The organism is Sphingobacteriales bacterium (genome assembly GCA_012517435.1).
GTDB lineage: Bacteria > Bacteroidota > Bacteroidia > CAILMK01 > JAAYUY01 > JAAYUY01.
Genome location: JAAYUY010000226.1, coordinates 18,713 through 29,803, shown reverse-complemented (window position 1 = coordinate 29,803; position 11,091 = coordinate 18,713). Strand labels below are relative to the sequence as shown.

Sequence of the window (11,091 nt, the reverse complement as noted above, 5' to 3'; positions counted from 1 at the left end):
GCAAATCAAAAAGAATATTAAATCATCTGACCATGAAAAATTACCTTGTTTTAAGCCTGTTAATTGTAAGCTTTTTACAGCTGACTGCACAGGAGGAAGCCCGTTTGATGCGTTTCCCGGCTATTTTCAACAATCAGATTGTTTTTAGCTATGCCGGTGACTTATATACTGTTGCACGGACAGGCGGGACAGCCCAAAAACTCACCAATCATCCTGGATATGAGATGTTTGCACGTTTCAGCCCTGACGGAAAAAACATTGCGTTTACCGGAGAATATGACGGCAACAGGGAGGTTTACCTCATGCCTTCTTCGGGTGGAGTCCCGAAAAGATTGACTTACACGGCTACTTTGGGTAGAGATGACCTGTCGGATCGCATGGGGCCTAATAATATCGTTATGACATGGAAAGACAATGAGCATATTGTTTTCCGGACACGCATGAAAACTTTCAACGATTTTACAGGAAGTCTGTATGTGGTGAATACCAAAGGGAATCTGCCTGAAGAATTGCCATTCCCGAGAGGAGGATGGTGCAGTTACTCCCCTGATGGAGGCAAAATTGCCTATAACCGCATTTTCAGAGAGTTTCGTACCTGGAAATATTACAGGGGAGGGATGGCTGATGATATCTGGATTTTTGATTTTAATTCAAAAACGACTACCAATATTACCAATCATGAAGCTCAGGATGTTTTTCCCATGTGGTACGGAAATAAAATCTATTTCCTATCAGACCGGAACCGAACGATGAACCTCTTTGTGTATGACCTTGAAAGCAAAACCACCAGACAACTGACTGAATTTAATGTGTATGACATCAAATTTCCTTCGCTGGGCAACAATGCTATTGTTTTCGAAAACGGAGGCTATATTTATGTATATGATTTACTGACAAATAAACTCGAAAAAGTTACTGTTTTTATCAATAATGATTTTGTTAATTCACGAAATACACTGGTGGATGCCTCCAGGTTTATTAATGGCTTAAGTCTGTCACCGGATGGGAAGCGTGTACTGGTCAATGCCAGAGGCGAGATATTCTCATTGCCGGCCGACAAAGGAATTACCTATAACCTGACCAAAACCTCAGGAGTGCATGAGAAAAACGCTGTCTGGTCACCAGATGGGAAAAAATATGCATGGATTTCTGATAAAAGCGGTGAGTTTGAAATTTACGTGAAAGATGTTGCCGAGGGTAGCGAAGCTGTTCAGCTGACCAACGACCGCCTTGGTTATAAATATCATCTGGAATGGTCGCCAGATAGTAAAAAACTGATGTGGGCTGATAAAGAGCTGAAACTGTATTACATTGATATTGAATCAAAAAAGGTTACAGTTGTGGACAAAGCCGAGGTTTGGGAATTCAATCAATATACATGGTCACCCGATAGCAAATGGATCGCTTATACCCGTCCGGAATATGAAAATGAAAATGTGATTTACCTCTATGAATTGTCAGGCGGAAAAAAATATCCTGTTACTGACGGCTGGTTCAATTCAGGGCAACCTTCCTTCAGCAATGATGGGAAATACCTGTTTTTTGTTTCTGACCGTGATTTTAACCCGACATATTCCTGGACAGAGTGGAATCATTCTTATTCCGACATGTCGAGAATTTATTTTGTAACGCTTTCCAAAGATACTCCTTCACCATTTGAATATAAAGATCCTGTAGTCAGCACCAGGGAAGAGACTCAGGCTGACCCCAAACAGGATAACAAGGAAAAAAAGGCAGACAAGCCTGCCGCTAAGTCAGTCGAGACGAAAATTGATCTGGATGGATTGCAAAGCAGGATTCTTGTTATTCCCGACAAAGCCGGCAGTTATTACAATATTACCTGTGTAGATGGAAAAGTTTATTACATGCGCAGTGCTACCAACGAAAAAACAAAACTGAAGCTTTTTGACCTGAGTACACAGAAAGAGAGTGAGCTTGGCGAAATATCCAATTATGAAATTTCTTTTGACGGGAAAAAGATGCTGGTGATTAAAGAAGGCAGCTATTATGTGATTGATGTTCCCAAAGGAAATCTTAATCTTTCAGAAGGCAAGCTCGACCTTTCTGAAATGAAAATATGGGTCAATAAACATGAGGAATGGAATCAGATGTTTGCTGAGGCATGGCGACAGATGAGAGACTTTTTCTATGCACCCAACATGCATGGTGTTAACTGGAAAGGTATGTATGACAAATACTTACCCCTGGTTGCCCATGTCAATCACCGCGATGACCTGAATTATATTATCGGTGAAATGATTGCTGAGCTCAATGTGGGTCATGCCTACGTGGGAGGAGGCGACCGTCCTCAGGTGGATAAAGTCAAAATGGGACTGCTGGGTGCTGTCATTTCTCAGGATGCCTCAGGTTTTTATAAAATTGAAAAAATCCTTGAAGGACAAAACTGGGATAAAGAACTCCGCTCACCTTTGACCGAGGTTGGAATCAATGTCAAGGCAGGGGATTACATCACGGCTATCAACGGGGAGCCTACCAACAAAATGGACAATATTTATCAGGCATTGATTGGCACTGCCGGTAAGGAAGTCATGCTGAGTGTCAATTCCAAACCCGAACTGGCAGGCAGCCGTAAGGTTATCGTTGTCCCTACTGATGATGAAAGCGGTTTGTATTATTTCAACTGGGTGCAGGACAATATCCGTAAGGTCAGTGAAGCTACAGGCGGAAAGGTTGGCTATATTCATATTCCTGATATGGGAGTAGCCGGCTTGAATGAGTTTGTCAAATATTTTTATCCGCAACTGTCGAAAAAAGCCCTGATTATTGATGACAGGGGAAATGGGGGCGGCAATGTGTCTCCCATGATCATTGAACGTCTGAGAAGGGAAATGGCAAGAGCCAACATGGCCAGAAATACCATCAAATCAGCCACTCCGCGTGAAATGCATTTAGGACCTAAGGTTTGCCTTATCAACGAATATTCTGCATCTGACGGTGATCTTTTCCCGTTTCAGTTTAAAAAATACGGAATCGGAAAACTTATCGGAAAACGTACATGGGGTGGAGTAGTAGGTATTCGCGGAACTTTACCCTTTATTGATGGTATGTTTCTGAATAAACCGGAGTTTTCGACCTATGACGAAAAGGGATGGATTATTGAAGGTCATGGTGTTGAGCCCGACATTTATGTGGATAACGATCCTTATAAAGAGTTTACCGGTGTGGATGAACAACTCAATAAAGCCATTGAAGTCATTCTGGATGAGCTGAAGAAAAATCCGAAAGAAATTCCTGATATTCCGCCATTTCCGGATAAATCGAAGTAGTCATTTACATTGCCTTATGATTTGTGTTTCGTCAATAAATAAGGTGTCGATCAGATAATTGTGCTTTTTCAAAATGTTGTAAATTTGCTTCATGAAGAAGATTTGTCCTGAATGTGGAGATACCTTTACGGGGCGTATTGACAAAAAATTCTGCTCCGATCAGTGCCGGAATACCTATAATAACCGCCTGAATAAGGATGAAACCAATTTTATCAGAAATGTCAATCATGTTCTCCGGAAAAACAGAAGGATACTGGCAGAGCTCAATCCTGAGGGAAAAGCAAGGGTAAGCAAAAGTGTTTTGATTGATAAAGGATTTAATTTTCAGTATTTTACGAATATTTACACCACTAAAAATGGTAAGACATATTATTTCTGTTACGACCATGGCTACCTCCCCATTGAAGATGACTACTATATGCTGGTCATCCGGCAGGAGTATGTCGGACGTGATGGCTGAAACGGATTTTTCCACTGGCATAAAACTTGACTTTCGATGATTAAAAATCTTTCCTGTTTATGAAAAAATTTATCTTATTGATTCCCATCATTTTATTGCTGAGTTCTTTTTCAGGTGATAAAAAAATTTTTGAAGGCACCATTGTATTTAAAATGGATGTGGAAGGTGATTTTATGTCGATGATGAAATCGTACTTGCCTGATTCTTATGTTTTCAGCTTTAAAGATGAGAATGTCAGGATCAGAATTAAAGGTGGACTGCTCGAAATGATGGCAGGCAATATACTGGTAACCAAATCTGGCGATACCTATCTTATCAATGACGAAGAAAAAACGGCATGGGAGATAAAAGCAGCCGGAAAAAATACTGAATTTGAAAACAGGGAAGCCCCAAAAGTGATTAAATTGAATGAAAGTGAAGAAATTTTAGGTTATCATTGTGAGAAATACAAAATTGTGATGAATGAAGGTGGCAATGAGATAGTACAATATATTTGGGCTACCGATCAATTAAGTCTGAAGATGAAAGGGCTCGAAAGTGCCGGTGTGCCCGGATATTTTAATTATGAAGGGCTGGATGCATTTCCGCTTAAAATACAAATGAATGTCGATCAGATGGGATTTAACATGAATCTGATACTGAGAGCTGTGGATATTAAAAATGAAAAATTCAAAAGCTCTGAATTTCAGATCCCGAAAAATTATACCATTAAACCATTTGAAAACAACTTCCTTAATTTTTAACTGATTGTAGATGAAATATTTATCCATTGTCATCCTGACATTTTGCCTTTTATTATCCGTCACCCTTGAAGCACAGGTTAATACCGGAAGTAATAAGATTTACCGTGTAAGTTTTAAGGATAAGAAAAACACACCTTATTCCGTCAACAGGCCACTTGAATTTCTTTCCCAGCGGGCAATCGACAGAAGAATAAGGTTTGGTATTCCGGTTGATGAAAGCGATTTTCCGGTAAATCCTGCCTATCTTGACAGCCTGCGTAAGGCAGGTGCACAGATTCTTTTTACATCACGCTGGATGAATTCAGCCACTATCAAGGTCGATACGATTACTGTCATCAGGCAAATCAGGCAATATGCCTTTGTTACTGAAGCAGTCAAGGTGTTTAGCTCCACAGATTCAGAGCGGGTTGATGTATTGCCATATCCGGTGACGGATACAGAAACAGCCGGTCTGAATTACGGGCATGCTTTCAGACAAATCAATATGCTGAATGGAGACTTTCTACATGAAAAAGGTTTTCAGGGGCAGGGAGTTGTCATTGCCGTGAATGATGCCGGCTTCTGGAAAGTGGACAGACTTTCGCTTTTTAAAAACATGTTTGATGAAAACAGGGTTAAAATGCATGTCAATCTGATCAGGGGAGATGATAGTGTGTTTAAAGACCATACGCATGGCACCTATGTGTTAAGTGTGATGGCTGCCAATATTCCGGGATTCATGATAGGTACGGCCCCAAAAGCCGAATATATACTGATTGTCAGTGAGAATGGCTCTAATGAATACCCTGTTGAAGAGGAAGCATGGATCAGTGCTACCGAAATAGCCGACAGTGCCGGAGCCGACATTATCAATTCTTCTCTCGGATATTCGGAATTTGACAATCCGGCCATGAATCATACCTACAACGAGCTTGATGGTAATACCCTCAGAATCAGTCGTGCAGCCGACATTGCCGCCTCAAAAGGCCTGGTGGTGGTCAGCAGTGCAGGGAATCAGGGAAGCAAGGAATGGAAATATATTACCGCTCCGGCTGATGCCGATAGTATTTTGACGGTAGGTGCCGTCAATGCGAAGAATGAATATGCTCCTTTCAGTTCAACCGGCCCTTCTGCTGACGGAGATGTCAAACCTAATGTGGTTGCCATGGGCTGGGGGACTGTAGCCGCTTCACTGGAAGACAATAAACTGGAACTCATCAGCGGGACGTCACTTTCTGCTCCTGTCATCACCGGATTGACCGCCTGTCTGATTCAGGCTTTTCCCAATAAAAATAATATGGAAATTATTCGTGCCATCGAGCAAAGTGCTCATCTTTATCCTTTTCCTGATCATCTGATGGGTTATGGTATTCCGGATTATAAACTGGCTTACGAAATTCTCTCCCTCTCTCAAACCCCCTCTGATAAAACGATTTCATTGCTGAAAATCTATCCCAATCCATTTAAAAATGGCCTGAACATTAGCTTCTTCTCAAAAGAAAAGTCAACAGTGAGCATTACCTTATATAACCTGATCGGGAAGAAAATTAATGAATATTCGACTGAAGTAAATGCAAATTCCTTTAACAGGGAAATTTTTAAAATCAATGGTATTTTAAGACCGGGGTTTTATTTTCTGGAGTTAAATGATGGAAAGACAAAAGTCAGGGAAAGGTTAGTCGCTTATTAATCAAAGACTTAGTTGATACTCCAGTTGATGGGTTGCCGTTTCAGACTTTTCAGAATCTCATTGGTTTTGGAAAAATGCCTGCACCCGAAAAAGCCGGCTCTGACGGAATAGGGAGATGGATGAGCAGCCTGCAGAATATAATGTTTTCCTTCATCGATCAGCCCCGATTTGCTTTGGGCATATTTTCCCCAAAGCAGAAACACAATACCCTCTTTTTTCTCTGAAATCAGGGAAATGACTTTGTCGGTAAACTGTTGCCACCCAATATTCTGGTGAGAACCCGGCTGATTTTCCCTGACTGTCAGAATCGCATTGAGCAATAAAACACCCTGCCTGGCCCATGAAGTCAGCTCTCCGTGGCCTGATATGCTTATTCCGCAATCTGATTTTATTTCAGTGAAAATATTTATCAGGCTTGGGGGCGGAGGCACTCCCTTTTTGACTGAGAAACATAATCCATGAGCCTGCCCTTTGCCATGATATGGATCCTGCCCGATGATGACTACCTTTACCTCTTCAAAAGGCGTGAGCCGGAAAGCACTGAATATTTCTTCACGGGGAGGATAAACCGTTCGGTTATTGTTTTTTTCTTCTTCCAGAAAATCAATGATTTTCTGAAAATATGGACTATTAAATTCTTCTGCCAGCAAGGCTTTCCAGTCGTCAGGAACAAATTCTCTTATGTCATTCATCAGACAGCAAGTATTTTAAAAATCATTTCCTTAAGCAATTCACTATCAGGTATTTCCCTGCTATTGATTCCTTTTGATTTTAATTCATATTCACGAATGATTTCCAGCACCTTGTCGATTTTTCCATGATAGTTTTGGATGGCCGGCTGAAGTTCGTTGACCTGCCAGTATTCCATACCCATTTCAGAATGAAGGGTATTGACATTTTTTTTCGGATTTTCAAAAACAAAAGCTTTAAAGAAATAACTGAACAAGGTACCGGTAATTAGATTCATTGCTGCGGCTTTCGAATTGTTTTTCAAATAGTTGTAAATTCGTGTAACCTTCTGTATATTTTTTGTCGCCAATGCCTTCTGAAGTTCATACACATTATACTCTTTGCTGATGCCTATGTGTGTTTCAATATCCTGCAGGTCGATTTGCCGGACATCTTTTTTTATCAGGATGAGTTTTTCAAGTTCGTTGGAAAGAGTGCTGAGGTTGTTGCCAAGGTAGTCAGCCAGCAGGATGGAGGCTCTGCGGGTAATCTGAAAGTTATTGTTTTTCAAATAGTTTTCAATCCATTCGACCAGCAGGTTTTCTTTGATTTTTGAAGCTTCAAGCACACAGCAATCCGGATTCTTTTCAATGGATTTGTAAACTTTTGTCCTTTTGTCGAGCTTCTGGTATTTGATACAGAGAACCAGTATGGTGCTTTTATTAGGCCGTTCAAAATATGGGAGCATTTCGTCCATGAGCTTTTTGCAGTCCTGAGCTTCCCTCACTATCAATACATTGTATTCGGCCATCATGGGGAAACGCAGGCAGGCTTCCTTGATGTATGCAGGATTAATATCTTTACCGTAAACGATGGTCTGATTAAAGATTTTTTCGTGCTCTGCAAGTACATTGTTTTCAATCAGATGGCTGACTGCATCAATGTAATAAGCCTCTTCTCCTGTCAATATATATATGGGGTAAAATTTTTTATGCCCAATGTCGGATGCGATTTTATCAAAATTCAGTATCATTACGCTAAAATTGAATAAAGTTCTGGCGCTCAAAATAAATGAAATGTTGGAATTATCACTACCAAAATTTGAATATTCTTTACGGGAGAAAAACGGGAAACTCAACATATACGATGTAGTCAGAAAAAAATATGTGGCATTGACACCCGAAGAGTGGGTCAGACAGCATTTTGTCCATTACCTGAAAAACTCAAAGGCTGTACCTATTAATTTAATTAACATTGAAGGAGGCACCCGACTGAATCATTTGAAAAAAAGGACGGATATTATGGTTTATAGCAACGAATTGAAACCTCTTTTGCTGGTAGAGTGTAAATCTCCCTACGAGGATTTATTACAACATGCTGTTTTTCAGATTGAAAGATATAATCAGGTTATTCAGGCTCCTTTTCTGGCATTGACAAACGGCCTCATTCATTATTACTGGAAAAAGGAAAAAGATTCGACCTATCATCCCCTTGAAGATTTGCCATCTTATAAGGAAATGTCAATCGGTTATCCGTAAGAGTTTTATAGCTTCCAGAATAGTTTTTTCGTCAGGTATCTGAAGACAAGCAACTATTTTTTCATGTTTTGTCAGCTGGTTGATGATTCCTGTATCTTTTTGAACCGGTAAATGAGGTTTGGCAAGCAGGAAAAAATTAATATTTTTGAATTTCCTGGTGAAAAAATCAGGTTTGAAAATGTTTTTAAACAGGTAATATTCGAAGTTCATGTCAGCCGAAAAATAAAATATTACTTTTTCCTGATATGTTTCTTCAGAATACTCATATTCTTTGCGTTCCATTTCGATATTCAGAATGTTGTTTAATAGAAAAGCGAGCTTGTAATCCTTCAAATCGGTAACAATACCAAAGAGGAGGTTTACGTTTTGAGGGTGGCTTATGGAAGATTTTTTTTTCAAGGGCATTTTTTTATTAGCACTAAAGTATTACTTTTGCCACGATTTTTTTTTGAGAAAAGAAAAAGTTAAGCAGTTTTTTTAGAAACCAAATTAATTTATTGATATGACAGACATTGAATCAAAAGTAAAAGCTATTATCGTTGAAAAGCTGGGAGTTGATGAAAGTGAAGTAACCCCTGAAGCAAGTTTTACCAATGATCTTGGTGCCGACTCGCTGGATACTGTAGAGCTGATCATGGAGCTTGAAAAAGAATTCAATATTTCCATACCTGATGATCAGGCTGAGAAAATCAGCACGGTGGGTCAAGCTGTCAAGTATTTGGAAGAACAACTGAAATAAAGCTTGCCAATGGATAAAAAAAGGGTTGTTGTTACCGGAATTGGCCTCGTAACCCCATTAGGCCATCAAATCGATGAATTTTGGCAAAATTGTATCAATGGTGTCAGTGCTTCTGTTTTAATCGACCGTTTTGATACGGAAAAATTCAAAACGAAGTTTGCCTGTCAGGTACAAAATTTCACAACAGATGAGTATATTGACCGTAAAGAGGCCCGCAGGATGGACCTTTATGCTCAATATGCCCTTGTCGCAACAGGTAAGGCTGTTGATGATGCCAAACTCAACATTGATGAACTGGATAAAGAAAATTGCGGTGTTATCTGGGCTTCCGGTATAGGGGGTATTACTACTTTTGAAGAAGAAATTACTTCTTTTGTCAGGAGTGATTTTACACCACGCTTCAGCCCTTTTTTCATCCCCAAAATGATTCCTGATATTGCTGCAGGGCTTATTTCCATGAAATATGGTTTTATGGGAGTAAACTTTGCCACAGTGTCTGCCTGTGCTTCTTCATCAAATGCCATTGGCTGTGCCTTCGATTTTATTCGAAACGGACGCGAAAAGCTTATTATAACCGGTGGATCTGAAGCACCCATTACCCCTGGCGCTATTGGTGGTTTTAATGCCATGAAAGCTTTATCCGAAAATAATGAGGAGTACAAAACAGCTTCAAGGCCTTTTGACAGTACACGTGATGGCTTTGTCATGGGAGAAGGTGGTGTTTGTTTAATACTCGAAGAATATGAACACGCACTTGCCAGAGGTGCCAAAATTTATGCTGAAATTGTTGGAGCCGGATTTTCGGCAGATGCCCACCATCTGACTGCCCCCCATCCCGAAGGACTTGGTGCAAGGCTGGTGATGCAAAATTGCCTGAAAGATGCCGGATTACAGCCCGAAGATGTTGATTATGTGAATGTTCATGGTACTGCCACCCCACTGGGAGATCTCAGCGAAACAAAAGCCATCATTGACCTTTTCAAAGATCACGCTTTTAAGTTGAATATCAGTGCTACCAAATCCATGCACGGTCATTTGCTGGGAGCAGCTGGCGCCATTGAATCAGCCATATCAGTATTGTCTATTGTTCACGACATGGTTCCTCCTACCATAAACAATCAAAACAGAGACCCTGAAATCCATCCCGACCTTAACCTGACCCTCAATAAAGCTCAGCAAAGAAAAGTCAATGTTGCCATCAGCAATACATTTGGTTTTGGCGGTCATAATGTATGTCTTGCTTTTAAAAAGATTTAGCCATTATCAGCTTTTTTCAACTGCTTTTTCAGAAAAGAGGAAAGAAGAAACAAAATCCTGAAATTGTTTTATTCTTAAAAAAACAGCTCAGGATTAGTACTAAAAGAATAGATTTATACGAAGAAGCCCTTACCCATAAGTCGTATAAACCCAAATCCAGGCATAACGAAAAACTTGAGTTTCTTGGCGACAGTATTATCAGTGCTATTATCTCACACTATCTCCTTATTTTATTTCCCAAGAAAAGCGAGGGAGAATTAAGTGTCATCCGCTCAAATATAGTCAGACGCGAAACCCTGAATAAAATTGCGAAAAACATAGGTATCGATAAAGTATTGAAGTGTAATCCCGGCCTGCAACATGAAATTGAAGGAGAGAGCCGCCTGCTGGGCAACGCACTGGAAGCACTTATTGGAGCTATTTATCTTGATAAAGGCTATCAGAAAACCTATAAAATTGTTTTGTCTCACCTGATTTGGCCATATATAATTGAAAATGAGCTTGCTGAGGAAGAGAAGAATTTTAAGGGAAGACTGCTGGAACTGTCTCAACAAAAAAACATGGATATTTTGTTTGAGACAAATGAGGTGATGAAAAAAGGGGTTAAATATTTCAATTCAATTGTTTTAGTCAATTCGGCAGAATACGGAAGGGGAGTAGCTGTCAAAAAGAAAGAAGCCGAGCAAAGGGCAGCCGAAGAAGCGTATAAAAAACTATTGCTGGGTTAAG

Annotated in this window: 11 protein-coding genes; 8 read left to right on the top strand and 3 right to left on the bottom strand. The window is 40.1% G+C overall.

What is annotated here, in order from left to right:
* Window positions 1-32: 32 nt before the first annotated feature.
* From GX437_12660 to GX437_12645, 4 genes are all read left to right on the top strand, one after another.
* Window positions 33-3,287, top strand: coding sequence for a protease (locus GX437_12660; GenBank protein NLJ08507.1), 3,255 nt, complete (start codon window positions 33-35; stop codon window positions 3,285-3,287).
* 91 nt (window positions 3,288-3,378) lie between these two features.
* Window positions 3,379-3,747, top strand: coding sequence for a hypothetical protein (locus GX437_12655; GenBank protein ID NLJ08506.1), 369 nt, complete (start codon window positions 3,379-3,381; stop codon window positions 3,745-3,747).
* 59 nt (window positions 3,748-3,806) lie between these two features.
* Window positions 3,807-4,490 (top strand): DUF4412 domain-containing protein, encoded by a 684-nt coding sequence (locus GX437_12650; GenBank protein NLJ08505.1) that lies wholly within the window; start codon window positions 3,807-3,809, stop codon window positions 4,488-4,490.
* A 10-nt stretch (window positions 4,491-4,500) separates the two neighbouring features.
* Entirely contained in the window at window positions 4,501-6,159 is a 1,659-nt protein-coding gene (locus GX437_12645; protein NLJ08504.1) for a S8 family serine peptidase, read from the top strand.
* Window positions 6,160-6,167: 8 nt separating this feature from the next.
* Here GX437_12645 and ung read toward each other — a convergent pair whose 3' ends face one another.
* Complete coding sequence (gene ung, locus GX437_12640) at window positions 6,168-6,851, bottom strand: uracil-DNA glycosylase (GenBank protein NLJ08503.1); 684 nt, start codon at window positions 6,849-6,851, stop codon at window positions 6,168-6,170.
* On the bottom strand, window positions 6,851-7,861 hold the full coding sequence (holA, locus tag GX437_12635; protein NLJ08502.1) for a DNA polymerase III subunit delta: 1,011 nt from the start codon (window positions 7,859-7,861) through the stop codon (window positions 6,851-6,853). Before holA ends, ung begins: the two co-directional genes overlap by 1 nt.
* 43 nt (window positions 7,862-7,904) lie before the next feature.
* On the opposite strand from holA, the gene GX437_12630 reads away from it, so the two are divergent.
* On the top strand, window positions 7,905-8,366 hold the full coding sequence (locus tag GX437_12630) for a type I restriction enzyme HsdR N-terminal domain-containing protein (protein NLJ08501.1): 462 nt from the start codon (window positions 7,905-7,907) through the stop codon (window positions 8,364-8,366).
* Here the strand turns inward: GX437_12630 and GX437_12625 are convergent.
* Window positions 8,349-8,765, bottom strand: a complete 417-nt coding sequence (locus tag GX437_12625) for an IPExxxVDY family protein (GenBank protein NLJ08500.1) — start codon at window positions 8,763-8,765, stop codon at window positions 8,349-8,351. The two genes, GX437_12630 and GX437_12625, sit on opposite strands and share 18 nt — an antisense overlap.
* Before the next feature lie 103 nt (window positions 8,766-8,868).
* Between GX437_12625 and GX437_12620 the strand changes: the two genes are divergently transcribed.
* Genes GX437_12620 through rnc form a run of 3 tightly spaced genes read left to right on the top strand, consistent with a single transcriptional unit; the run spans window position 8,869 to window position 11,090 of the window.
* On the top strand, window positions 8,869-9,105 hold the full coding sequence (locus GX437_12620) for an acyl carrier protein (protein ID NLJ08499.1): 237 nt from the start codon (window positions 8,869-8,871) through the stop codon (window positions 9,103-9,105).
* A gap of 9 nt (window positions 9,106-9,114) precedes the next feature.
* Complete coding sequence (gene fabF / locus GX437_12615) at window positions 9,115-10,362, top strand: beta-ketoacyl-ACP synthase II (protein NLJ08498.1); 1,248 nt, start codon at window positions 9,115-9,117, stop codon at window positions 10,360-10,362.
* A gap of 2 nt (window positions 10,363-10,364) precedes the next feature.
* Window positions 10,365-11,090: a ribonuclease III gene (rnc, locus tag GX437_12610; protein ID NLJ08497.1), complete on the top strand. Its 726-nt coding sequence runs from the start codon at window positions 10,365-10,367 to the stop codon at window positions 11,088-11,090.
* Window position 11,091: the final 1 nt, after the last annotated feature.